Annotated in this window: 18 protein-coding genes and 1 other RNA gene; 13 read left to right on the top strand and 6 right to left on the bottom strand. The window is 41.1% G+C overall.

Annotated features, from left to right (window positions below; all coding sequences use genetic code 11):
- Window positions 1-58 precede the first annotated feature (58 nt).
- From recG to WA338_RS09475, 4 genes are all read left to right on the top strand, one after another.
- Window positions 59-2161 (top strand): ATP-dependent DNA helicase RecG, encoded by a 2103-nt coding sequence (recG, locus tag WA338_RS09490; protein WP_336093202.1) that lies wholly within the window; start codon window positions 59-61, stop codon window positions 2159-2161.
- Window positions 2162-2262: 101 nt separating this feature from the next.
- Entirely contained in the window at window positions 2263-4689 is a 2427-nt protein-coding gene (gene pheT / locus WA338_RS09485; protein ID WP_272987566.1) for a phenylalanine--tRNA ligase subunit beta, read from the top strand.
- A gap of 66 nt (window positions 4690-4755) precedes the next feature.
- Window positions 4756-5490, top strand: coding sequence for a hypothetical protein (locus WA338_RS09480; RefSeq protein WP_272987565.1), 735 nt, complete (start codon window positions 4756-4758; stop codon window positions 5488-5490).
- Window positions 5487-6002 (top strand): putative signal transducing protein, encoded by a 516-nt coding sequence (locus WA338_RS09475; RefSeq protein ID WP_272987563.1) that lies wholly within the window; start codon window positions 5487-5489, stop codon window positions 6000-6002. The genes WA338_RS09480 and WA338_RS09475 overlap by 4 nt, the downstream gene beginning before the upstream one ends.
- A gap of 73 nt (window positions 6003-6075) precedes the next feature.
- Here WA338_RS09475 and WA338_RS09470 read toward each other — a convergent pair whose 3' ends face one another.
- Entirely contained in the window at window positions 6076-7701 is a 1626-nt protein-coding gene (locus tag WA338_RS09470; protein ID WP_336093201.1) for an ABC-F family ATP-binding cassette domain-containing protein, read from the bottom strand.
- A 181-nt stretch (window positions 7702-7882) separates the two neighbouring features.
- Here WA338_RS09470 and WA338_RS09465 point away from each other — a divergent pair, with 181 nt between their 5' ends.
- Window positions 7883-9298, top strand: a complete 1416-nt coding sequence (locus WA338_RS09465; protein WP_336093200.1) for a TlpA family protein disulfide reductase — start codon at window positions 7883-7885, stop codon at window positions 9296-9298.
- A gap of 133 nt (window positions 9299-9431) precedes the next feature.
- On the opposite strand, the gene fsa is transcribed toward WA338_RS09465, so the two are convergent.
- The 3 genes from fsa to ffs all read right to left on the bottom strand — a co-directional run bounded on the left by fsa (window position 9432) and on the right by ffs (window position 11159).
- Window positions 9432-10088 (bottom strand): fructose-6-phosphate aldolase, encoded by a 657-nt coding sequence (gene fsa / locus WA338_RS09460; RefSeq protein WP_009779592.1) that lies wholly within the window; start codon window positions 10086-10088, stop codon window positions 9432-9434.
- 122 nt (window positions 10089-10210) lie between these two features.
- Window positions 10211-11014: an SDR family oxidoreductase gene (locus WA338_RS09455; protein WP_336093198.1), complete on the bottom strand. Its 804-nt coding sequence runs from the start codon at window positions 11012-11014 to the stop codon at window positions 10211-10213.
- A 45-nt stretch (window positions 11015-11059) separates the two neighbouring features.
- Window positions 11060-11159: signal recognition particle sRNA small type (ffs, locus tag WA338_RS09450), an RNA gene on the bottom strand.
- A gap of 88 nt (window positions 11160-11247) precedes the next feature.
- Between ffs and WA338_RS09445 the strand changes: the two genes are divergently transcribed.
- The 5 genes from WA338_RS09445 (at window position 11248) to WA338_RS09425 (ending at window position 18314) form a co-directional block, all read left to right on the top strand.
- Window positions 11248-12306 carry a glutaminyl-peptide cyclotransferase gene (locus tag WA338_RS09445; protein ID WP_336093196.1) on the top strand — a complete coding sequence of 353 codons (1059 nt, stop codon included), beginning with the start codon at window positions 11248-11250 and terminating at the stop codon, window positions 12304-12306.
- Window positions 12307-12309: 3 nt separating this feature from the next.
- Window positions 12310-13860: a hypothetical protein gene (locus WA338_RS09440; protein WP_336093194.1), complete on the top strand. Its 1551-nt coding sequence runs from the start codon at window positions 12310-12312 to the stop codon at window positions 13858-13860.
- A 3-nt stretch (window positions 13861-13863) separates the two neighbouring features.
- Window positions 13864-16362: a T9SS type B sorting domain-containing protein gene (locus WA338_RS09435; protein WP_336093192.1), complete on the top strand. Its 2499-nt coding sequence runs from the start codon at window positions 13864-13866 to the stop codon at window positions 16360-16362.
- 5 nt (window positions 16363-16367) lie between these two features.
- Window positions 16368-16709, top strand: coding sequence for a gamma-glutamylcyclotransferase family protein (locus WA338_RS09430; protein ID WP_009779587.1), 342 nt, complete (start codon window positions 16368-16370; stop codon window positions 16707-16709).
- 279 nt (window positions 16710-16988) lie between these two features.
- Window positions 16989-18314, top strand: a complete 1326-nt coding sequence (locus WA338_RS09425) for a hypothetical protein (RefSeq protein ID WP_336093189.1) — start codon at window positions 16989-16991, stop codon at window positions 18312-18314.
- A gap of 55 nt (window positions 18315-18369) precedes the next feature.
- Here the strand turns inward: WA338_RS09425 and WA338_RS09420 are convergent, their stop codons facing one another.
- Window positions 18370-18516 (bottom strand): hypothetical protein, encoded by a 147-nt coding sequence (locus WA338_RS09420; protein WP_009779585.1) that lies wholly within the window; start codon window positions 18514-18516, stop codon window positions 18370-18372.
- Between the two features lie 58 nt (window positions 18517-18574).
- Complete coding sequence (locus WA338_RS09415; protein WP_272987547.1) at window positions 18575-19159, bottom strand: RNA polymerase sigma factor; 585 nt, start codon at window positions 19157-19159, stop codon at window positions 18575-18577.
- 228 nt (window positions 19160-19387) lie between these two features.
- Here WA338_RS09415 and uvrA point away from each other — a divergent pair, with 228 nt between their 5' ends.
- The 3 genes from uvrA (at window position 19388) to mnmE (ending at window position 24488) form a co-directional block, all read left to right on the top strand.
- Window positions 19388-22171, top strand: a complete 2784-nt coding sequence (uvrA, locus tag WA338_RS09410; protein ID WP_336093185.1) for an excinuclease ABC subunit UvrA — start codon at window positions 19388-19390, stop codon at window positions 22169-22171.
- 223 nt (window positions 22172-22394) lie between these two features.
- Window positions 22395-22940 (top strand): hypothetical protein, encoded by a 546-nt coding sequence (locus WA338_RS09405; RefSeq protein WP_336093183.1) that lies wholly within the window; start codon window positions 22395-22397, stop codon window positions 22938-22940.
- A 132-nt stretch (window positions 22941-23072) separates the two neighbouring features.
- A complete protein-coding gene (gene mnmE, locus WA338_RS09400) occupies window positions 23073-24488 on the top strand; it encodes a tRNA uridine-5-carboxymethylaminomethyl(34) synthesis GTPase MnmE (protein WP_336093181.1) in 1416 nt (471 codons plus the stop codon).
- The last annotated feature ends 227 nt before the right edge of the window (window positions 24489-24715 follow it).

The raw sequence follows: 24715 nt of genomic DNA, 5'->3' as shown, positions 1-24715 counted from the left end.
CGTTTTAAGTGTATCGAATACGAGAATAAAATAATTGGGTTTTATATCTTCGTTTTTTATGAGCAGTAAACTTCAAACTCCTATCGATTACCTCAAAGGTGTAGGCCCCAACCGGGCCAATTTGCTGCGTTCAGAATTGGGCATTCACACCTATCAAGATCTGCTTAACCTCTTTCCCAACCGGTATATTGACAAAACGCAATATTATACGGTAAATCAATTGCAACCTACCAGTGCAGATGTTCAGATCATAGGCAAAATCACGCATATCAAAACCGCAGGAGAAGGAAGATCTAAACGACTTGTTGCCACTTTTATCGATCAAACCGGCGCGATGGAACTGGTATGGTTTAAAGGACTGAAATGGATACGAGAAAGCCTGAAAATAAATGTGCCTTATGTCGCCTTTGGAAAAGTGCAGCGTTTTGGCAGCTCCTACTCGATCGCACATCCCGATCTGGAATTGCTAGAAGAACACAAAAAAGGCTTGCGTATCGCAATGCAACCGGTTTATCCTTCTACTGAAAAGCTGAGCAATAGAGGCATTACCAACCGTGTGATGAATGGTCTGATGCAAACCCTCTTTCAGGAAGTACATAAAAGTATTGAAGAATCGCTTTCTGAAGCTATACGGAATGCGCTGAAATTGATTCCGCGTCGGGAAGCTTATCTTAACATTCACTTTCCGCAGCAGCAAGAAAAACTGGCAAAAGCACAGTTTAGACTCAAATTTGAAGAACTCTTTTTTATTCAATTGCAGCTTTTGGTTAAAAACCAATTGCACAAGCAAAAGATTAAAGGCTATGCTTTTGAAGCCATCGGTGACTATTTTACCACCTTTTACAACGAGCACCTACCTTTTGAACTTACCGGGGCTCAAAAGCGCGTGGTAAAGGAAATACGTAATGATCTGGGCAAACCCGCACAGATGAATCGCCTGCTTCAGGGAGATGTGGGAAGCGGTAAGACCATCGTCGCGTTGATGACTATGCTGATCGCGCTTGACAATAACTTTCAAGCCTGTCTTATGGCGCCTACTGAAATTTTGGCCATTCAGCATTTTCAGGGAATCAGTGAATTATGTGAAAAATTAAATATTAAAATCGCGCTGCTTACCGGTTCGTCAAAAACCAAAGAACGCCGGGAAATTCATCAGAGTCTGGAAGATGGTAGCCTGCATATTTTAATAGGGACGCACGCGTTGCTGGAAGACAAAGTAAAGTTCAAAAATCTGGGACTTGCCGTTATTGATGAGCAACACCGCTTTGGAGTGGCGCAGCGCAGCAAACTTTGGCATAAAAATGAGCTGCCGCCGCATATATTGATTATGACTGCAACGCCTATACCGCGTACGCTGGCGATGAGTGTTTATGGTGATCTGGATGTTTCGGTGATAGACGAGTTACCTCCGGGAAGAAAAGCCATTAAAACCGTGCATCGCTACGACAACAACCGTTTAAAGGTTTTCGGTTTTATACGTGATGAGATCAAAAAAGGCCGACAGATCTATGTGGTCTACCCACTTATTCAAGAAAGCGAGGCGCTGGATTACAAAGACCTGATGGATGGCTATGAAAGTATCGCGAGAGAATTCCCGATGCCCGATTATCAAATCTCGATCGTACACGGACAAATGAAACCTGCTGATAAAGACTATGAGATGAATCGCTTTGTGAATGGTGAAACACAAATTATGGTCGCGACTACCGTGATCGAGGTAGGCGTGAATGTGCCTAATGCCTCGGTGATGATCATTGAAAGTGCCGAGCGGTTTGGCTTATCTCAATTGCATCAGCTACGTGGGCGTGTGGGGCGCGGTGCAGACCAGAGTTACTGTATATTAATGACCGGCCATAAACTTTCTGAAGATTCAAAAACCCGCCTGCAAACCATGACGCAAACCAACGACGGTTTTGAAATCGCAGAGGTTGACTTAAAGCTTCGCGGTCCCGGAGACATTATGGGAACTCAACAAAGTGGCGTGCTCAATCTAAAAATCGCTGATATTGTAAAGGATAACGAAGTCATGAAAATTGCGCGGAATTATGCATCAGCCCTATTGAAAGAAGATCCGCAACTGGCGCAACCTGAAAACTTACCCGTACGTAAGACCTATGCTCAGGTAATGAAATTTAAAAATATTTGGAATTATATATCCTGATTTCAATGTTAAAAACTAATGGTTTTAAGTCGTGATTAACCTCAAGTATTTGATTAAAAAAGCAGCGTAAATAGTATATTTGCGCTTTCAAAAATAGAAGCATGCAGATTAGCTACAACTGGTTAAAACAGTTTATAAATATTGATTGGGATGCCGAAAAAACCGGCAATTTATTGACAGATCTTGGTCTTGAAGTTGAAGGTATAGAACCTTTTCAAAGCGTAAAAGGAGGTCTTAAAGGCATTGTGGTAGGTCACGTATTGACTTGTGTAAAACACCCTAATGCAGACCGTCTAAAACTTACCACTGTTGATCTGGGAGATGGAGAACCTGTACAAATTGTTTGCGGAGCTCCTAATGTTGATGCCGGTCAAAAGGTTCCTGTAGCAACCGTAGGCACCACGCTTTATGATGATAAGGGAGAACCTTGGAAAATCAAAAAAGGTAAAATACGCGGTGAGGTAAGCAACGGAATGATCTGTGCCGAAGATGAACTCGGTCTTGGCGAAAGTCATGATGGCATTATGATTCTCGAGGAAGATCTAAAACCGGGTACTCCGCTTGCTGAAATTTTTGAGATCGAAGACGATATTGTTTTTGAAATTGGTCTGACGCCTAACCGCTCTGATGCGATGAGCCATATGGGTACTGCGCGAGATCTACGTGCAGGTCTCATTCAATCTGGTGTACATCCTGAATTCATCACCCCGTCAACCAGTTCGTTTAGAATTGACAACCGAATGCAAAAAATCAGCGTTCAGGTACTAAATAATGAAAAAGCGCCACGCTATTGCGGGATCACGCTAAGTGGTCTTACTATAAAAGAATCTCCGGCGTGGATTCAAAACAGACTTAAGGCCATCGGGCTTACGCCAAAAAATAATGTGGTAGATATTACCAATTATGTTTTGCACGAATTGGGTCAGCCGCTTCACGCCTTTGATATGGCCAAGATCGCTGGTAAAGAAATCAATGTTAAAACCGTTGCAGCAGGAACCAAATTCACTACTCTTGATGGTATTGAACGCGAACTGCACGAAGAAGACTTGATGATTTGCGATGCTGAAAAACCACTTTGTATCGCAGGAGTTTTTGGCGGAGAAAACAGCGGCGTGACCGAAGGTACTACTTCGATCTTCTTAGAAAGTGCATACTTTGATCCTGTAAGCGTTAGAAAAACAGCTAAGCGCCACGGCTTGAATACAGATGCGTCTTTTAGATTTGAGCGTGGGATCGATCCTAATATCACCGAGTATGCTTTAATACGCGCGGTACTCCTAATTCAAGAATGTGCAGGAGGCGAAGTTACCAGTGATGTTGTTGATTTTTATCCTAAAAAGATCGAAGATCATCAGGTAGTTCTCAATTTTGATCGTGCAGAAAAACTTATTGGTGAAGCTATCCCCAAAGAGACGATTAAATCGATCTTGTCTTCTCTGGATATCAAGATCAATAACATCACCGAGTCTGGCATTGGGATGACGATTCCCGCTTATCGTAATGATGTAACTCGTGAAGTAGATGTTATCGAAGAGATCTTACGCGTTTATGGATACAATAAAATTCAGTTTAAGTCAAAGCTTAATGCTTCAGTTTCTAAAAGCAGCCGCTTTGCAGATCATAAAATTCAGCAGGTTACCGGGAATTTATTGGCGTCTTTAGGCTTCAATGAAATCCTGAATAACTCGCTTACCACACCGGTTTATGCATCGCTTAATGACGCGTTCAAAGAAGATTATAATGTAACGATGCTCAATCCGCTGAGTACTGACCTTTCGGTGATGCGTCAGTCGTTGTTATTTTCAGGACTTGAAGTTGTTGCGTTTAATAGTAACCGTCGCCAGCCTGATCTAAAGCTGTTTGAATTCGGAAAAAGCTATCACAACTTCCCGGGTGGTCGTGAAGAGCATAAGCATTTAACCCTGCTTTTAAGCGGAAAACAAAATGCTGAAAACTGGTTTCAGCAACAACAGAACACCACTTTTTTCAATTTAAAAGGAAATGTTGAAGCTGTACTTTCTCGTTTAGGCATTGCTCAATGGAAGGTTAAGCCACTCAAAGACGCTCAATTTTCTGAAGGTTTAGAATACAGCGTTCAGAAAAAACAAGTGGTTTCTTTTGGCCTGGTCTCTAAAGCCATTCGTAATCACTTTGATATCGAACAAGAAGTGTTGTATGCAGATTTTAATTGGGATACTATTTTAGATTTGGTTCAGCAGAACAAAATCAAATTTGCTCCAATTCCTAAAAATCCGGCTGTGCGTCGCGATTTTGCGCTGCTTCTCGATCAAGAGGTTACTTTTGATCAGATCTATCAAGAAGCCTATATGGTGGAGAAAAAACTGCTTAAAAACGTAGCGCTGTTTGATGTGTATGAAGGTAAAAATCTTCCGGAAGGCAAAAAGAGTTATGCGGTGAGTTTTACACTTCAGGACGAACACAAAACCCTGACCGATAAAGAAATTGACAAAATCATGAACAAGCTGCAGCAGCGCTTTGAGAAAAGCCTGAATGCTGAACTGCGCTAGATTTTTAGCATTTGCCGTATTGTGCGTTAGTCTTCAAATAGTTACCTTTAAAACTCAAAAAGAGGAATGATGCTGTTAAAAAGAACTAATATTCACGAAAAATTACTTCGTGAACAACTTCACAATACCAATGCCGGAGATTCTAAAGTCATAAACTGGGTTAATCAATTTCTAAATAAAACGCCTTCTAGCAATGCGCGTATTTTAGATCAGCTGAAGCAAAATTCAAGTGAGCAACTTCCAAATGTATTGGATTTTGCCAAACTTGACTCAGCTCGTATATTTCATGAAAAGAGCATCAAAAAAATCTGTGTAGATTACAGACTTCGGTTTTTAGATACGCATTTTTTTAAAGGAACCTATCCACAGGAAGCCCTTGATGAAATTAAACACCTAGAGGAAGAGCATGAGACCGCGCTTTCTAATTTTAAAATTATGGCGCCTTCAAAAATGTTTGTGCTAAGTAGAACCGACGACCCCTTACTTTTTGCTCCGATGGGAAATGGTTATTATTATCTCATTCACAAATGGGGTAAGGATTTACATCCCTTGCGCAAATTGATGATGTGGCCGTTTAAAACTTTTGAAACCTTAGTTTTTACCATTATGCTTTCAAGTATTTTGGCAACACTTTTAGTTCCGGATGGGCTATTTGCTCCCGAGCAAAGTTTTAGCCAGGACGTGATGGTCTTCTTTTTTATGTTCAAATCTATTGCGGCCATCGTAATTTACTATGGTTTTGCACTGGGTAAAAACTTCAACACCGCCATATGGAAGTGTCAATACGATAAAGCTCAATGATTAAAGATTCTAAGTACGAGCGCGTGTATACCGGCTCTGAAATAAACGTCAATCATCTCAAAAACAAACTGGATGAAGCCGGTATCAATAGTGTAATTCGTAATGATCACGAGAGTGCGATACGCGCCGGTTTTGGCAGTAATTATGATCGTGGTGTTTTATTATTTGTAGAAAAAGATAACTTATTAAGAGCCAAACATATTATCGAAAAAACAACTTCAGAACCCAAGTTCACCGATGCTGAACTTGAGGAACAAGCAACACAAACCCGCAGACTTACAGACCGTCAAAACACAGAGCGTACAGGAGAACGGCCACTTATTCAAAAAGAAGAAAAACCCAAACGTTCTTTTTTTAATCTTGCTCTTAACGCAGGATTACTCATTTACTCGTTATGGCGACTCTACCCGCTTACACAAGGAGAAGAACTGCCTGCCTATCGCATTGCTCTAAGCAGTTTTATCGCTGTTTTTTGTGCATTTACGCTGGCTAGACATTTTATGAGAAAGTAAATACAATCAGTATAAAACAAAAAAATCCGTGGCTCACACCACGGATTTTTTTTGCTTTATACATTCGCTCAACTTATGCTTCTACAGCATACATTTGCTCGCGTTGTTCTTTTATTTTAGGATCGTTCATATAATCATCAAAAGTTAAATAACGATCTATAGCTCCTCCTGGAGTCAACTCCACAATACGATTCCCTACGGTTTGTGCAAACTCGTGGTCACTGGTGGTCAATAAAATGGTTCCTTTAAAATTCTTCAGACTGTTGTTTATCGCCGTGATCGATTCCAGATCCAAGTGGTTTGTAGGTTCATCAAACATCAACACATTTGCGCGCTGCATCATCATTCTACTTAGCATACAACGTACTTTTTCTCCTCCGGAAAGTACATTTGATGTTTTCAAAGCTTCTTCACCAGAGAAAATCATCTTCCCTAAAAAGCCTCTCAAATACACCTCTTCACGCTCTTGTTCGGTTTTTGCATATTGACGCAACCAATCTACCAAGGTTAATTCATTATCAAAATACTCTTGATTGTCTACCGGAAGATACGACTGATTGGTTGTTACTCCCCACTCAAATTTTCCTTCTAGCGCGTTTTGCTTTCCGTTTAGGATCTCATAAAACGCTGAGGTTGCTCTACTGTCTTTAGAATACACCACCACCTTATCGCCTTTAGCAAGGTTAAGGTTTACGTTTTTAAACAATATCTCACCATCTATTGAAGACGCTAATTTTTCAATATTTAAAATCTGATCTCCGGCTTCACGCTCGCGTTCAAATATAATGGCAGGATATCTACGGCTCGACGGCTTGATCTCATTTACATTAAGCTTGTCGATCATCTTCTTACGCGAAGTTGCCTGTTTACTTTTTGCCACGTTTGCACTGAAACGACGGATGAACTCTTCAAGCTCTTTCTTCTTTTCTTCGGCCTTTTTGTTTTGCTGTGCACGCTGACGTGCAGCTAACTGAGAAGACTCATACCAAAACGTATAGTTTCCGCTGAAATGAGAAATTTTTCCAAAGTCAATATCTGAAATATGGGTACAAACCGCATCTAAGAAGTGACGGTCGTGAGAAACCACGATGACGCAGTTTTCATAATTGGCTAAGAAATTCTCTAACCAATTGATGGTTTCATAATCCAGGTCGTTTGTAGGCTCATCCATAATCAACACATCGGGATTACCGAATAAAGCCTGAGCAAGTAAGACGCGTACTTTTTGCTTACCATCTAGGTCTTTAACCAGGCTGTAATGCAAATCTTCTGCGATACCTAGATTAGAAAGTAATGCTGCGGCGTCACTATCTGCGTTCCAACCGTTCATTTCTTCAAACTCTACCTGAAGTTCACCTATGCGCTCTGCATTCTCATCAGAATAATCGGCATACAAGGCATCAATTTCGCTCTTGATCTTAAACAACGGCTTATTACCCATAAGCACCGTCTCAAGTACCGTGTGCTCATCGTATGCATAGTGATCCTGTTCTAATACAGACATGCGTTTTCCCGGTTCCAGATGTACGTGACCGCTGGTAGGTTCTTCCTTTCCTGAGATTATTTTTAAAAATGTAGATTTTCCTGCACCGTTTGCCCCAATAATTCCGTAGCAATTGCCCTGAGTAAACGATACGTTAACCTCGTCAAACAGAACGCGTTTTCCAAACTGTACAGATAAATTTGATACTGATAACATATGCTTAAAGCCTGATTTTATAGTGATTTGCAAAAGTACAGCTATTCAACTAAAAGAAGAAACATTAACTTTTTAATTGTATGTTTTAACGCGTAATTAACAGCCCACATCAAGTGTCACTTATACATTTGAAGCAATTTTTAATTTTTAACCTATTGCATTACCTCTATCTCAACCTTTTATGAGCATTAAGCTGTTTCTAGCCACCTGTCTATCCCTATTCTTAATAGGTTGTTCTGAAAAAGCACACAAAACCGATTACGGGACTTACTTAGGAGGTGAGATCGTTAATCCTACGTCTAATTTTGTAGTGTTGCGCAAGAATGATATGCTTGTTGATACGATCCGATTAGACCAAAACAACCGCTTTCTCTACGAAATTCAAGATCCTGAAAAAGGACTGTATCAAATCTTTCACAACGAAGGTCAGATCATCTACCTCGAACCTAACGACAGTATTATGTTACGGGTGAATACTTACGAGTTTGATGAGACACTCACCTTTTCTGGATACGGAGCGCCTCAAAACAACTTGATGGTAGAACTATTCCTAAAAAATGAGCACGAGAATGAGCTGATGCTGCAAGAGGAGATCTATCAACAAGACCCCGAAACCTTTAACAGAAGTATTGCGAGTTTAAAACAAGAACGTCAGGCGCTGGTTGATGATTTTTTTAAAAAGAATACTTCTGACAATTACTTTGAAAAAATTGCCAATACCATCGTCAATTACGACTTCTATGCACGTAAAGAGGTATACCCAATGTCACACTTTGGCGTTGATCGCGTTACGTTTTTAGAAAGTCTGCCTAAATCCTTTTACGATTATCGTGAGGAAGTTGATTTTAACGATGCGAGTTTATTGGAGCTCTACAGTTATCAACGTTTCCTCATCAACTATTTCAACCAGGCCGCTTTTAAAGACTACTACAAGCAGGAAGCTTACGATCCGCTTTCTTTCACCCACAATTTACATAAGCTGCGCCTTATAGAGACCGAAGTTGATAATGATTCGGTTGAAAGCTTTTTACTCACCCGAACCATACGCGATTACTTGGCAAACAGCAACGATAAAAAAGGAGGTCAAACGCTGTATGATATGTATATGGAACGTATTGCTTCTAAAGACGACAAGTTTATCATCAAATCACTTTATGAAGCCAACAAGAATATTGAAACCGGTAAGCGTATCCCTAACGAGAAACTCATCAATATAGACAGCGACACGCTTAATTTTGATGCGATTATCAACAAACCCTCTTTTATTTTCTTTTGGTCTTCGTCCCGAAAATCACACGCCATCAGAGCTCAAAAACTTGCACGCTCCCTGCAGAAAAAATATCCGGAGTACACCTATATTGCGATTAATGTGAACGACACCTTTGAACATTGGCAAAAGACTATTGCGCGTTATAATTTTGATGTCTCCAAACAGTATTATTTCACAGATAAATTTGATGAACTCTCTAAAGATCTCGCACTAAATTCCCTTTTAAAAACCTTTATTGTAGATCGTAACGGAATCATCATCAACGCACACGCCAATATTTTCAGTTCTAATTTTGAAAACGAACTCCTGCAAGGCTTGAACAGATAATTACTTTACAGAAAAAAATAGTTTCTGATTAAGTAGAATTTGCAACAACTTATTTCAGGATCGGAACACTACCAATAAAAAAGCCTGCTCTTGTGAGCAGGCTTTTTAAGTTTTATACTTTTAAGAAAAACTATTAACTGTTTCCTTTTTTGTAATCTGCTAAGAACTTTTCTAGCCCGATATCTGTAAGTGGGTGCTTCAATAAGCCTTCGATAGAGCTTAAAGGTCCTGTCATTACATCAGATCCTAATTTTGCGCAGTCAATTACGTGCATTGTGTGACGTACAGAAGCTGCCAAAATTTGTGTTTCAAACGCATAGTTATCATAAACCAAACGAATATCTGAAATTAACTGAAGTCCATCAGTCGAAATATCATCAAGACGTCCTAAGAATGGAGACACATACGTTGCTCCTGCCTTAGCCGCTAATAATGCCTGTCCTACTGAAAATACAAGGGTACAGTTTGTTTTGATTCCTTTATCGCTAAAATATTTTAAGGCTTTAATACCATCTTTGATCATTGGTATTTTCACGACGATTTGCTCGTGAAGTGCAGCCAACTCCTCACCTTCTTTGATCATTCCGTCGATGTCTGTAGCGATCACCTCGGCACTTACATCTCCATCAACAAGGTTACAGATATCTACATAGTGCTTTAATATATTTTCTCTACCGGTGATTCCTTCTTTTGCCATCAATGATGGGTTTGTAGTTACACCGTCAAGAACTCCTAGTTCCTGTGCTTCTTTAATCTGGTCTAGATTTGCTGTATCAATAAAAAATTTCATGTGAAGAATTTAGATTATCTAATATTTGTAGTTCAAAATTACGCAATAAAATCGTTAATTTTTAAGAACTACGGATTTAAAACCAATATAAGTGTTTATTTCACACTAATTTAACCTTAAGTCTAAAGCTTGTAATGATTAAGCAACAGGCGCTCATATACTTTACTCGGCAATACACCTTTTAAGAATACAGAGATCTTTTGCATGTAGGCGCCCACTTTATAATGTACAGCTGGTTCTTTTTCATTGATGATGGCAAGAACCGCTTCCCCCATTTTTTGAGGATCTTCACCGTGATCAACGTGTTCATCCATCAAGGCTAAAGATTTCCCGTAGTTTGCTGCGTAGGGCGAATCTTGTTTTAATGGCGCATGGTAACGTCCTGCTGCAATATTGGTAGCAAAATCACCGGGTGCGACATTGGTTAGTTTGATATTAAATTCTTTGAGTTCCATGCGCAAAGCTTCGGTGGTCAAGCCTAAAGCTCCTTTGGTTGCAGAGTATGCACTTCGGTACGGCAAGCCCATGTAACCCGCAATAGAAGTCACGTTGATAATGAGGCCGCTGCCCTGCTTCCGCATGCTTGGCAAAACTGCCTTGATCACGCGTAAAGGACCAAAATAGTTAGTCTCAAAAATTGACTTGAGTTCTTCCTCGGGAATTTCCTCTAAAGGTCCTGTTATTCCTTTTCCGGCATTATTGATCAAGACATCTACACGCGCTTCTTTTTCTAGAATTTGCTCCATCGCTGTAGCGATGGTTTCTGGTTTAGTCACGTCGAGCGCAAGAAAATGCACGCCATTTACTTCCGGCTGTTTGGGGTTGCGACTTGTTCCGTAAACGGTAAAACCTTTGGTTACTAAAAATTCGGCGATTGATTTTCCTATTCCTGAAGAGGCTCCTGTGATCAAGACTACTTGAGACATACTTAAAATTTAGAGCGGGGAAAATACGCAATATTAGGGCATAAAAAAAGGCAAGCTACCTACATCACACCGCTACGACCATCTACCCTTGCTGCGTTCCCGCCCTGGGGGAATTCGACAGGAGCTGGTTGTGTAGGACTTGCCGGGTGCAAATATACAGCAATAGAACACTAAACCAAACGTTTTTTTAACTGAATTTATTGATTTAACTTGACCTCAAAATTTAAAACTTCATGCGCAGCTATAACCTTCTCGTAGTCTTAATTTTAAGTCTTACTGTCTTGTCATGCGGCAACGGAAAAGATTTAAGCAAAAGCTTCAAATTAACCCTTGACAAACCTGAAAAGAGCCTCAAAAATGGTGAAACAGTTACCGTCACCCTACAACCTAAAGGCGATGTTGCTATCGATTCGGTCATTTATAAACTGGACGGAAAGATTTTAGGTTCTAAAACAGATCTTACGGCTTTAACCACCGACTTTGAAGTCGAGAAACTTGGAGAGAAAAAACTTAGCGCCGCTATTTTTGCTGAAGGAAAACAGGCAATCATTGACACCCAACTCCTCTTTGTTGCTGCCAACACACCCACGCTTTACTCCTATGAGATCATCAACACGTACCCGCACAATACGACTTCCTACACGCAGGGATTAGAATTTCACGACGGGATTTTATATGAAAGTGTTGGCGAGTATGGCGAATCTGGCCTACTCAAAACCGAATTAGAAACCGGAGCCATTTTAGAACGTATCGATCTCGATAAAAAATACTTTGCAGAAGGGCTTACCGTCGTAAATGATAAGATCATTCAATTGACCTGGCGTGAAAATGTGGGCTTTATTTATGATGTAAACAGCTTAGAAAAAACCAAAACCTTCAATTATGGAAGAAGCAAAGAAGGTTGGGGTTTGTGTAACGACGGCAGTGTGGTCTATAAGTCTGACGGTACTGAAAAAATTTGGCTTCTCGACCCGGAAACGCTCGCAGAACAAGATTACATTCAAGTAGTAGACTCTAAAAAATTACGCTCAAAATATAATGAACTTGAATGGGTTAACGGAAAGATCTATGCCAACAGTTATCAGTTTGACAGCATTTCTATCATCAACCCTGAAACCGGTGCGATCGAAGGCGTTGTAGATCTAAGACCGCTTAAAAAAGAAATCAACTCGATTCAAGATAAAGATAACGAAGTGCTTAACGGTATTGCTTTCAATCCGGAAACCAATAAACTCTATGTTACCGGCAAGCATTGGGATAAGCTTTTTGAAATACAACTCGTTAAGAAATAATCCTTGAAAAACACGTTCCTCCTTAGTCTGCGCTTGATTCCTGCTCTTCTTAGCATCGTTTTGCTAAGTTCGTGCAGAGAAGATTTTGAGCCGCGACTAAGCTCCGGAAACCTTGAATTCTCTAGGGACACCGTTTATTTAGACACTGTTTTTTCTACTATTGGCAGCAGCACCTACAGTCTTAAAGTGTTCAATAGGTCTAATGATTTGATCTCCATTCCGCGTGTAGGACTTGCGCAAGGCGAAAACTCCAAATATCGGCTTAATGTTGACGGTCTCGCCGGAAAAACTTTTGAAAACGTTGAAATTCGCGCAAAGGATAGCATTTTTATCTTTATTGAAGCTACAATAGATCTCGACCAAGATCAAAATGCACTACTCTACACCGATCAATTGCAGTTTGAATCCTCCGGAAATACCCAAGAAGTAGCTTTGGTTACTTTGGTTCAAGATGCTATTTTTCTATTTCCTTCAAGGAATGCTTCGGGCATAAAAGAAACTCTAGAAATCGGTACAGATGCTTCCGGCAATCCCATCAGCGTGGAGGGCTTTTTACTCAAAGAGGAGCAACTGCGATTTACTAATGAAAAACCTTATGTGATCTACGGTTATGCCGGTGTGCCTTCAGGAAAAACCATGCAAATTGAGGCCGGAGCCCGCTTACATTTTCATGAAAACAGCGGGATTATCGTAGCCAATGAAGCCCATCTGCAAGCCCACGGCCTTTTAAGTGAAGATCAGCAAGCACTTGAACAAGAAATCATCTTTGAAGGCGATCGCCTGGAGCCGGAATACGGCAACGTTCCCGGGCAATGGAATACGATTTGGTTTACGCCGGGAAGTACAGGATTGCTTCAACATACCACAATAAAGAACAGTCAAATCGGCATTCTGGCCGATGGTCATTCAGGAAATACCGATCGCAATCTGGAGCTTAAAAATGTTCAGATCTACAACAGCTCGGCTGTGGGTTTGTATGCTGTAAATGCAGCAGTCGCGGGTGAAAATCTTGTGGTTGGTAATTCGGGGATTTCCAACCTTTGGCTTCGGCAAGGTGGAAATTATTCCTTTACGCATAGTACCTTTGCCAATTATTGGGATCAAAGTTTTCGCAATACGCCAGCAGTTCAGATCGATAACTTTTTAGAGACCGAAGACGAACTTTTTGTCGCAGATCTTGAAACCGCAACGTTTATCAATTGCATCATCTATGGAAGCGCCTCCAGGGAACTCGGGCTTACTTCGGTAGCTTCGGCCGCCTTCCAGTTTCAATTTCAGAATACCTTGATCCGTTTTGAAGATACTTTTGGAGATTTTGAAGGAAGGCCTAACTATGCTTTTGAAAATGAAAGTCTTTATCAGGATGTTCTATTGAATTCCATCCCTGATTTCAGAAACATCGCGCGCAACGACTACCGAATCGGTGAAGGTTCTGCCGCACAAACTTTAGGTAATACCACCGGAAGCACTCAGGTCCCTGTTGACCTTTTAGGTGTAGCGCGCCCAGAGCGCAGTGATGCCGGATCCTACCAAGCAATACAATTTGAGAATTAAACTATGATCCAGCTCCCTAAGCATTTGAAAATTTTATGCTGCTTTGCATTTTTCACTTGGACGCTTTTCGCCCAAAATCCAGAATTAACCGCCTCGGGTGATCAGATTTATTGTCCGCAATCTCGTATTCCTATTGTTACCGATTTTGATCTAGTGAACAACGGTGGCACCGTAATAAATGCTTTATACGTTCAGATCTCTTCAGGCTACGAGCAAGGGACCGATCTTCTTGAGCTCAACGCCAGCTTTCCCAATATTACTTCAGCATTTGATGCTTCCGCAGGAAAACTCACTATGAGCTTTTCTTCTGGAATTACTACCAGCGAAATTATCAATGCCGTAAAAGCGGTCACCTATAGCAACAGCCAAGCAAATGTAAGTGGCGCCCGAGAATTTTCTATTACGATTGGCGAGGCCAACTACCTCCCTTCTTCCGGTCATTATTATGAATATGTAGCCGATAATCTCATCACCTGGCAGGATGCGCGCGCCGATGCTCAGGCACGTACCTATTATGGTCTGCAAGGCTATTTGGCGACAATCACTTCGCTAGACGAAGCTGTGCTTTGTGGAGAACAAACGCAGGGTGCGGGTTGGATAGGCGGTACAGATGAAGCTGAGGAAGGCGTCTGGAAATGGGTCACCGGTCCCGAAGGATTGGCTGGCGGTGTAGAATTCTGGCGTGGCGGACCGGGTGGTACCACCACTACTTTTGCCTATTGGAATTCTGGCGAACCGAATAATACAAATGGCGGTGAAGACTATGCGCACATCACCGCTCCGGGAATCGGTATTGAAGGCTCCTGGAATGATTTACGAACCACCGGAGAAACAAGTCCAGCCTTTCAGGCGAAAGGGTATATTGTAGAATATGGTGGTATGCCGGGCGATCCCGAATTACAAATTGCAGCCTCAACCACTGTTCGTATTCCGGTGACGACCGCCACTGGTGATTCCCGATGTGGGGCTGGTACGGTAAACCTAACTGCCACTACAACCACGGGAATCTTAAACTGGTATGATGCGCCTACCGGCGGAAATCTTGTGCATACCGGAGCCAACTTCAATCCTTCGATTAGTACTACAACTAATTTCTATCTGGCAGGAGAAGCTCCCGGGTGTAGTACGGGAATACGCAGAACTGTAGTTGCCGAAGTACTCCCTGAAGTGAATACACCGGGCCAGATCACTTTTTCAAACTGTGATGAAGACGGCACTCCAGACGGCTTTACCGATTTTAATTTGAATAGCATCATCCCACAACTTACAACCAATACCGCCGTAGATGTTGTGTTTTACAGTACCCGTTTTGATGCCGACACCAATTCTGGATCCAATGTTTTAGCTGGTGTTTATAACAATGCCTCCGGAAATACGATTTATGCCTACGCTTCTAATGCTTCCGGCTGTTTTCACGTAACCGAAGTGAACCTGCAAGTATCTACAACCTCGTTCCCAGACAGCTTCAGTTATACACTTACTACGTGTGATGCAGATGAAGTAGCGGATGGAATGGCCACTTTTGATCTCACACAGGCATCTTCTGCTATGCTGAATCAATTTCCGGCAGGACAAAATTTATCAGTGTCTTATTTTCGTAATGAGACTGATGCACTTTTACAACAAAATGAAATCCTGTCACAAAACAGCTACCGTAACGAAACTGCCGACGAGCAAATCCTGTTTGTTCGTGTAGATGATGCCGATTCCGGATCTTGTTTTGGTGTTGGTCCGCATTTGCGCCTTGTGGTTGAACCCGTTCCTCAATTTGACGTATTAAATGAAGGAAAGTTTTGCAGTAATGCATCATCGTTTACCTTAGAAACGAGCAACGCTCAAGATGTTTATGATTATGTGTGGCAGGATGCGGCAGGCACTGTTGTTGGCATCACACCTCAAATTACCGTCAACCAACCCGGGATGTATAGCGTACAGGCGTTTACTTCGTATGGTTGTGCATCTGCAGTAAAAACTATTGAAGTTATCGCTTCAGAAGCTGCGACCATCACCGGTGACAATATTGAAGTTATACAAGAGAACGGAAGAAACCAAATTCGGGTTCTCGACCCTTCATTATTAGGCGTAGGTGCTTATGAATATGCTTTGGGCGATGCGATAGGCTTTTATCAGGATGCTCCGGTTTTTGATGACGTGCGCCCCGGTTTTCATACTTTATTTATCCGTGATAAAAACGGTTGTGGTATAAGCAGTATAGAGGTTGCAGTATTAGGATTCCCTGAATACTTCACCCCTAATAATGACGGATATCACGATCGCTGGGGAAGTCTAGGATTGGATGCTTCGTTGTATACACAGGTGCGCATTGAGATTTTTAACCGATTTGGGAAATTGTTGAAAACGCTTCACACGTTCGATGCAAGCTGGGATGGAAGCACGCGAGATCAACCATTGCCATCAGATGAATACTGGTACAAAGTAAAACTCACACGCAACGACGGGAGTATTTCAACACATTCCGGACATTTTACACTGAAACGCTAAAGCTTATGGGTTCTTCAGCAGAAACTTCAGTATTTATTTTTTCCTACGGAACGCTACAGGACCGGCAGATCCAGCAGGAATTGTATGGCAGAACCTTAAGCGGACATCAAGACAGCCTGAGCAGTTATATTTTGAGTACTATCAACCTGCCTGAAAACAGTCTGGAACAAAACACCTATTTTATTGCCGAATATACGGGGAATCCAAACGATAGCATTGGTGGATTTTGCTACGAAATAACTTCAGCGGAACTTTTGATCACCGATGCCTATGAAGGTGCAGCCTACACGCGCAAAAGCGTACGCTTAAACTCAGGAAGAGCCTGTCTTGTCTACATCAAAGCTTAATTATAAGAAATGTTAAAGTTTTATTAAAATTAACCAACGCTTTTTAGTAAAGCTGCTTAAAAGGCTCATTTCCCTTATGTTCTTCCTACAATATCCTTGTACTAAGTTCTAAATTTCTGGCACTTCTGTTGCGTTTGTCTTTAAAAAGCTCCCTCAAAACCAAACCTAATCTTACAATTTAGACCAACGACCGTTCAGCTCGTTTAAAAACACAGAATCGGTTATTTCTCAACGGATTAATTCAGGCTACCTATATTTGATCTAAAGAATACGTTAGCTATGAATATTAAGGCCCTTATACTTTGTCTTTTACTTGTGAATTTGAGTTTTGCTCAAAAGCTGAGCCACCTCGATGGAACGGTGAATATCTCACTCGAGGATGAAACTATAGATGCCACGTATACGCTGAGCAACTTGCCCGTAGATACACAGACCTTATCGTTTCGGTTAAACGAATATATCAAGGTAAAATCTATCGAACTTAACGGAAACCGCATCGCATCAAGCAAAGTACCGCAAAACTGCAACGACTGTTTGATCTATACGGTACTTGTAGGTTGTGAGGTCGTTATTACACCTGAATCTACGCTCACTATAGAAACTGAAGGCAAGTTCAAAAACTTTGACAAGCCTAAAAGTGCGAGACGCTACAAAGGTCAGTTGGTTTATTCCAACGGAGTGTTACGAGCGACCAATGCAGACAAGTGGTATCCTGAAATCGTAAACAAGTCGAGTAATGTTTCAGATTATATGAATCCGTTTAATTATACCTATGCTATCACTGCAAACTGTACCGATTGTGAAAGCATCTATTTAGGTAAGGGGAAACCACAACCCAGCGGAACGACATTTATAAATGATCAGGTTGAAGGCGACATGATTTTATTGGCAGGTAATCTAAAGTATACTCCAGGAAAATATGCCAATTATATCAATGTGCCGCAAGACAAAATCCCGGCGCTTGAAGCTACTTTTGAAAAAACTAGAGGTTTTCTTCAAGACATCACTCGGGTAACTTCTGATAGCAAAGTAGTATATGCACAGGTAAGTTCGCCGGTTTATGGCAATGAAGCTTCATATAATACCATCATCAATACCTCTCAAAATGTAGATGTAGCAAAAATCGATGATGCGATTGGTGAGGGTGAAGCTTACTACTATCTTTCTGGTGCTTTTAAACCAGAAACCCAGCTTGATCGTATGTTGCTGCAATCGCTAGCCAAATATGTAAAATTGCGCTATCTCAAAAAGTACAGTACCAATCAATATAATACCCTCAATTCGTTTATTGAGAGTAAAACCGCCAATACCGAAAACAGGCTTGCCAGCAACCACAATGAGCTTAATGCGCTATTGATCTCTCCTGAACAATTTAATATTCTGGAAAATGAAATTGGCGAAGCCGAAATGAACACCTTCATTTCCAATATTTTTCAGAATTTAAGAGTAGGAAAATTGAGTATTCAAGCCTTTTCCGATTCTTTTAAACAGATAGAAATACCTGAAAAATCTGAACGATTTGCTCTCCTAGAAAATAATCTAAGAACGCAATTTGAATTAAGAGCAGAGACTCCAGAAGTAAAAGAAATACTTACTCGTTGGTAGTAAGTTCTAAATACTAAATTAAAAAAAGACCCGCTGTTGAGCGGGTCTTTCCAGTTTAATTGAGGATGTTATCAAACTTCCCCGATTTAGTATTCATAACACTTAAAGCCTTAGAATAATTTAAGATACGGTCTACCGTCTCTTTAGATGGTTTTAGATCGTTGTCAAGCGTATTCGCTTTTTTTGAGTAAATGTTTTCCATTAAATGTCGTTTGGTTAATAGTCCCTTTATAACGCACACTTTTTGGATTTAGTCTATCTCAATTTGTTAAAACTATATTGTTTTTTTCGATCACCTTACGCAGATTGATCAATGCATAGCGCATACGGCCTAAAGCAGTATTGATGCTCACATCGGTACGCTCTGCTATTTCTTTAAAACTCATATCCTTATACACCCGCATCACCAATACGTCGCGCTGATCTTCGGGTAATTCTTCAATAAGTTTACGTACATCCTCCTCTACCTGATCTTTAATGATGCGCTTTTCAGCATTCAAATCAGGATCACCTAAAACCGAAAAAATATTGAAGTCCCCCGTATTGTCAAATTTGGGCATACGTTTATTTTTTCGGAAATGATCGATTACCAAGTTGTGCGAAATCCGCATCACCCAAGGTAAAAACTTACCTTCTTCGTTGTAGCCACCACGCTTTAAGGTGCGAATTACTTTAATAAAGGTATCCTGAAAAATATCTTCGGTTACATCGCGGTCATAGACTTTAGAATAAATAAAGCTATAAATGCGTTGTTGATGTCTCGAGATGAGTATAGAAAGAGCAGCCTCGTCGCCTTTAATGTAGCTGCTTACCAGAGTAGCGTCAGTTGTTAAGATTTCATCCATAAAATTACTTTTGTAGGTTAAAGTTGATCCCCGGGGACCGGTCGAAATTTTAAAAAAGTAATTTTAGGATATAGGCGTTATGTTAATGTTAATACAAATCAAATATAACAACTTTCATTCCAAATAAACAAATACCCCTGTACAATTTTAACATTAACAGGACGTTGGGCAAATCTTTGAGCGCGTATCAATCCTATAAATTATCTTTGCACACCTATACTTATTGCTATGATCATCGACGTTGCTAAAGCAGACCCTAAGGAAAATATCATCATCAAAGGGGCCAAACTGCACAATCTGAAGAATATTAATACTATCATTCCGCGCAATAAACTGGTAGTCATTACCGGTTTATCGGGTTCGGGAAAATCAAGCCTGGCTTTTGACACCCTTTATGCTGAAGGACAACGACGTTATGTAGAAAGCTTATCGTCGTATGCCCGGCAGTTTTTAGGGAGGCTCAACAAACCCAAAGTAGATTATATAAAAGGTATTGCTCCTGCAATAGCGATCGAGCAAAAGGTAAACAGTACCAATCCGCGTTCTACGGTAGGAACTTCCACCGAAATCTACGATTACCTCAAATTGCTTTATGCCCGTATTGGTAAGACCTACTCTCCTATTTCTGGAGACGAAGTAAAAAAGGATACGGTTACCGACGTGGTAAATTATGTAAAGGCGTTTGAAGATCGCAGCAAACTCCTACTGCTCGCGCCTTTTTTGGTTGAAGAAGGAAGAAAGATCGAAGAAAAACTCAATATTCTTCAGCAGCAAGGTTATGCGCGTATAAAGGTAAACGATACGGTGGTACGTATTGATGAAGCTGATGCGATCAAAAAAACAGACAAGCTCTTTCTGGTTGTAGATCGCATCATTAAAAAAGACGACGAGGACTTTTACAACCGTCTTGCCGATGCTGTGCAAACCGCCTTTTTTGAAGGCAAAGGTGAAGCTTTTATTGAAGATCTAACCACCGGTAAACAACGTCATTTCAGCAACAGTTTTGAGTTAGACGGGATGAGCTTTCTAGAACCCAACGTGCATTTGTTCAGCTTTAATAATCCGTATGGGGCGTGTCCTACGTGTGAAGGTTATGGGGATGTTATTGGTATTGACGAAGATCTGGTTATTCCAAACACAGCGCTTTCCGTTTATGAGAATGCTGTATTTCCTTGGCGCGGGGAAAGTATGAGTTACTATCGGGATCAACTGGTCAACAACGCCTATAAATTCGATTTTCCAATACACAAACCTTATTTCGAATTAAGTGCTGCACAAAAGGATTTGCTTTGGAATGGAAACCAATATTTTGAAGGCATTAATCAATTCTTTGAATTTTTAGAATCTAAAGCCTATAAGATCCAAAATCGGGTGATGCTTTCACGCTACCGCGGAAAAACGCGTTGTAAAACCTGTGGTGGTAAGCGTCTGCGTAAAGAAGCTAATTATGTCAAGATCGGCGGCACTACGCTAACCGACCTTGTGGAACTTCCATTAAATAAAGTTGCCGACTTCTTTAAAGATCTAGAACTGAGCGAACACGATACCAAAATCGCGAAGCGTTTACTTACTGAGATCGAAAGTCGATTGGAATTCCTCGCTAAGGTTGGTTTGAATTACCTCACCTTAAACCGAAAGTCCAATACACTTTCTGGTGGAGAATCGCAACGCATCAACCTTGCCACCTCATTAGGAAGCAGTCTGGTAGGTTCGATGTATATTTTAGACGAACCCAGTATTGGCTTACACCCCAAAGATACCGAGCGACTGATAGAAGTACTGCAAAATCTTCGGGATTTAGGCAACACGGTAATTGTCGTGGAGCATGACGAAGACATCATGAAAGCCGCTGATGAGATCATCGATATTGGTCCGGAAGCCGGAACCTTTGGCGGTGATGTAGTCGCTGTGGGAACCTACGATGAAATTCTTAAAAGTGATTCGCTCACGGCAAAATACCTGAACGGTGAATTAGAAATCAAGGTCCCTGAAAAGCGTCGTACCTCTAAGTATTATATTGACGTAAAAGGAGCCCGGGAAAACAACTTAAAAAATATAGATGTACGTTTTCCGCTAGGCGTTTTTGTCGCAGTAACCGGTGTCTCGGGAAGTGGAAAAAGTACCTTAGTGAAAAAGCTCCTCTATCCTGCCCTACTGAAAGAAACCGGCGGCTATGGAGAGAAAGTGGGACAAATGACTGGTATCGAAGGAAATTTTGACAACATCAACCATATCGAGTTTGTTGATCAAAATCCTATTGGTCGTTCCTCACGTTCTAACCCGGTAACCTATATCAAAGCCTATGACGACATCCGGTCGTTGTATGCCGATCAAAAACTGAGCAAGATCAGGAACTTTAAGACCAAGCATTTCTCTTTTAATGTAGACGGTGGGCGCTGTGAGCACTGTAAGGGAGAAGGTGAAGTCACTATTGAAATGCAATTCATGGCCGATGTGCATCTGGAATGCGAGGTGTGTAAGGGCAAGCGTTTTAAGAAAGAAGTCCTCGAGGTTACTTTTGAAGACAAAAATATCGATGACATTCTTAATATGACCATCGATGATGCCATCGCCTTTTTTAAAGAACACAAGCAGGATAAAATCACCCGCAAGCTTAAACCTTTACAAGACGTAGGATTAGGCTATGTCACACTTGGGCAGAGTTCTTCTACGCTTTCCGGCGGTGAGGCACAGCGTATCAAACTAGCTTCGTTTTTAGTAAAAGGAACAACTAAGGAGAAAAACCTGTTCATTTTTGACGAACCTACCACAGGCTTGCACTTTCACGATATTCAAAAGTTATTGGCATCCTTTCAGGCATTGATCAAGAAGGGGCATTCTATTTTGGTGGTAGAGCATAATCTCGATCTGATCAAATGCGCAGATCACGTGATCGATCTTGGTTTAGAAGGTGGAGAAAACGGGGGACATCTTATCGCCGCCGGAACTCCTGAAGAAATAGTAAAAAACAAACAATCGTATACTGCACAATACCTTAAAGACAAGCTCTAAAGTTGATTAAACTTATGAAAAATTTAAAGCGCGAGGATATTCTTCGCGCTTTTTTCATTTAAAACAAACTCATCAAAAACTATTGATATACAACACATTGAAAGCATAATTCAATACTATTCAGATACTATCAATACGTCTTTTTTGATTTTGGCACGCAGTTTGGATTATACCTAACGAACACAGATTAGAACTTCAAGTTCGGTCTATTAAAATGAATGTTATGAAACGCACGTTATTCTTTTTAGCAGCAAGCTTTGTGATCACGACTACTGCACAGGCTTCAGAAGTAAACAGCATTGGTTTACACACAAAAGCAGAATCTCCTGCTTTCTATTTGCAACCTGTCGTTTTTATAACACAAGGTGTTGAGTTTTTGATTTACCCTGACGGGACTTTAGATTATAACCTTCCACCTGCATCGGTCAGCCTTAATGGTAGACGTGTAAATCAGGTGTATTACAACCCCAATTCGGTATATGATTCCGGTCGCAACTACCGCAGGGGCTATGTGCAATACCATGGTAACGGTCAGGTTGCACAAATAGGTCGACTGGGTATTGATTATCATCGCAATGGTCGTGTAGGTCGCATTGGCGACATAGCGGTCACCTATAAAAAAGGGCGTTTGGATAGGATCGGAAACTTAAAAATGCACTACGATAGAAGCGGTCGCATCTATAAGCAGACCGGAACTATTTATAAAGGAAATACTACAAAAGACAAGCACCGCATTACGGTTTATGGAAACCATAGCCGCAGGTCGTAACAATAAACCCCACAACTGTGGGACATAGTTTGATTTTTTTGGTTGGTTAGTTAGTTGAAAATCCTCGATGAATTCGTTTATCGGGGATTTTTTATGGTCGGTTGCCAGCGGCTTATTTTGTAGTTTTGCAGCATGCAAATTCAAGACACCATCGCTGCATTGGCTACTGCTCCGGGAGCAGGTGCTATTGCTGTAATTAGAGTTTCGGGAACCGAAGCACTTGCTATCGTTTCTGATCTTTTTAAAGCTAAAAGCGGAAAAAAGCTTATCGACCAAGACTCACACACGCTTCATTTAGGAAACATTGTGGACGGTTCCCGGATCATTGATGAAGCGTTGGTTTCCATTTTTAAAGGAAAGCGCTCATATACCGGCGAACCTACGGTTGAAATCTCGTGTCATGGAAGTTCTTATATTCAGCAAGAAATTCTTCAGCTTTTATTCAGAAATGGATGTCGCGCCGCTAAAGCCGGTGAATTCACTTTACGCGCCTTCATCAACGGGAAAATGGATTTGAGTCAGGCGGAAGCTGTAGCAGACCTCATCGCCAGCGATAACGCCGGCGCACATCAGATCGCAATGCAACAAATGCGTGGCGGCTTTTCTAATGAGATCGCCCAGCTGCGTCAGGAATTGCTCAATTTTGCTTCACTTATCGAGCTCGAACTCGACTTTGCCGAAGAAGATGTGGAGTTTGCCAATCGGGAAGAATTTCAAAACCTGATCACTAAGATCACTCGTGTTCTCAAACGGCTTATCGATTCTTTTGCTACCGGAAATGTGATCAAAAACGGAATTCCAGTTGCCATCGTGGGCGAACCCAATGTAGGAAAATCTACTTTGCTGAATGCTTTGCTCAATGAAGAGCGTGCAATTGTAAGCGACATTGCCGGTACGACACGCGACACTATCGAAGACGAGATCTCGATAGGTGGTATTGGTTTTCGGTTTATAGATACCGCGGGAATCAGAGAGACCGTAGATGTTATTGAAGGGCTTGGTATCAAAAAAACCTTTGAAAAGATCGCACAAGCACAGGTGGTACTTTACCTCATCAATTCGGAGAAGTTTAAAGATCAAGCCGAATTATTTACGGTAGAAATTCAAAAGATACGCAATCGCTTCCCCGACAAACCATTGGTCTTGGTAGCCAACAAGATCGATCACCTTTCGGAAACTGAGCAAGAATCGATCAATAAGCAACTTGCCGCACTTCTTTCCGAAGGCAACAAATCGGCCGTATTGCTTATTTCTGCAAAAACAGGAACCGGTGTTGAAGCGCTTAAGGAACAATTACTGCAATTTGTAAATACCGGTGCGCTGCGCAACAACGAAACCTTGGTAACCAACTCCCGTCATTACGACGCTCTACTGAAAGCTTTAGAAGAGATCGAGAAAGTACAAATGGGTATTGATGCAGGTCTTAGCGGGGATCTGCTCGCCATAGACATTCGCGAAGCGCTTTACCATTTTGGAGAGATTACCGGGCAGGTCACCAATGATGAATTGCTAGGGAATATCTTTGCTAATTTTTGTATCGGAAAGTAATTACATTTCCATTGATACACTAAACCCTTCTTTTACTTGCTTTTGGGCGGTTTTTACTTCCTTTATTTGTTGCTAAGTTTCCATTTTTTACTTATATTTGTTTCTAATCTGTTGCTGATAGCAACAAACTTGTTGTTAGCAACAGATATTTTAAACACTGGCGAATTGATGTTACATAGAGATACATCCCGATACAAAGGGATACACTCTGATACAGAAACAAGCAC

Origin of the sequence: Leeuwenhoekiella sp. CH_XMU1409-2, assembly GCF_037029365.1 — a bacterium.
Lineage (GTDB): Bacteria > Bacteroidota > Bacteroidia > Flavobacteriales > Flavobacteriaceae > Leeuwenhoekiella > Leeuwenhoekiella blandensis.
Note: the sequence above shows the minus strand (reverse complement) of the source record. Positions and strands in the feature narration are given on the sequence as shown.

What these genes read in the sequence shown, in the direction of transcription:
- mnmE (WP_336093181.1), top strand. Translation starts at nt 23,073, where the DNA reads ATGCAAATTCAAGACACCATCGCTGCATTGGCTACTGCTCCGGGAGCA.
- WA338_RS09455 (WP_336093198.1), bottom strand. Translation starts at nt 11,014, where the DNA reads ATGTCTCAAGTAGTCTTGATCACAGGAGCCTCTTCAGGAATAGGAAAA.
- WA338_RS09465 (WP_336093200.1), top strand. Translation starts at nt 7,883, where the DNA reads ATGAGCATTAAGCTGTTTCTAGCCACCTGTCTATCCCTATTCTTAATA.
- WA338_RS09405 (WP_336093183.1), top strand. Translation starts at nt 22,395, where the DNA reads ATGAAACGCACGTTATTCTTTTTAGCAGCAAGCTTTGTGATCACGACT.
- WA338_RS09430 (WP_009779587.1), top strand. Translation starts at nt 16,368, where the DNA reads ATGGGTTCTTCAGCAGAAACTTCAGTATTTATTTTTTCCTACGGAACG.
- WA338_RS09470 (WP_336093201.1), bottom strand. Translation starts at nt 7,701, where the DNA reads ATGTTATCAGTATCAAATTTATCTGTACAGTTTGGAAAACGCGTTCTG.
- WA338_RS09415 (WP_272987547.1), bottom strand. Translation starts at nt 19,159, where the DNA reads ATGGATGAAATCTTAACAACTGACGCTACTCTGGTAAGCAGCTACATT.
- WA338_RS09480 (WP_272987565.1), top strand. Translation starts at nt 4,756, where the DNA reads ATGATGCTGTTAAAAAGAACTAATATTCACGAAAAATTACTTCGTGAA.
- WA338_RS09445 (WP_336093196.1), top strand. Translation starts at nt 11,248, where the DNA reads ATGCGCAGCTATAACCTTCTCGTAGTCTTAATTTTAAGTCTTACTGTC.
- WA338_RS09475 (WP_272987563.1), top strand. Translation starts at nt 5,487, where the DNA reads ATGATTAAAGATTCTAAGTACGAGCGCGTGTATACCGGCTCTGAAATA.
- uvrA (WP_336093185.1), top strand. Translation starts at nt 19,388, where the DNA reads ATGATCATCGACGTTGCTAAAGCAGACCCTAAGGAAAATATCATCATC.
- pheT (WP_272987566.1), top strand. Translation starts at nt 2,263, where the DNA reads ATGCAGATTAGCTACAACTGGTTAAAACAGTTTATAAATATTGATTGG.
- recG (WP_336093202.1), top strand. Translation starts at nt 59, where the DNA reads ATGAGCAGTAAACTTCAAACTCCTATCGATTACCTCAAAGGTGTAGGC.
- WA338_RS09435 (WP_336093192.1), top strand. Translation starts at nt 13,864, where the DNA reads ATGATCCAGCTCCCTAAGCATTTGAAAATTTTATGCTGCTTTGCATTT.
- WA338_RS09420 (WP_009779585.1), bottom strand. Translation starts at nt 18,516, where the DNA reads ATGGAAAACATTTACTCAAAAAAAGCGAATACGCTTGACAACGATCTA.
- WA338_RS09425 (WP_336093189.1), top strand. Translation starts at nt 16,989, where the DNA reads ATGAATATTAAGGCCCTTATACTTTGTCTTTTACTTGTGAATTTGAGT.
- fsa (WP_009779592.1), bottom strand. Translation starts at nt 10,088, where the DNA reads ATGAAATTTTTTATTGATACAGCAAATCTAGACCAGATTAAAGAAGCA.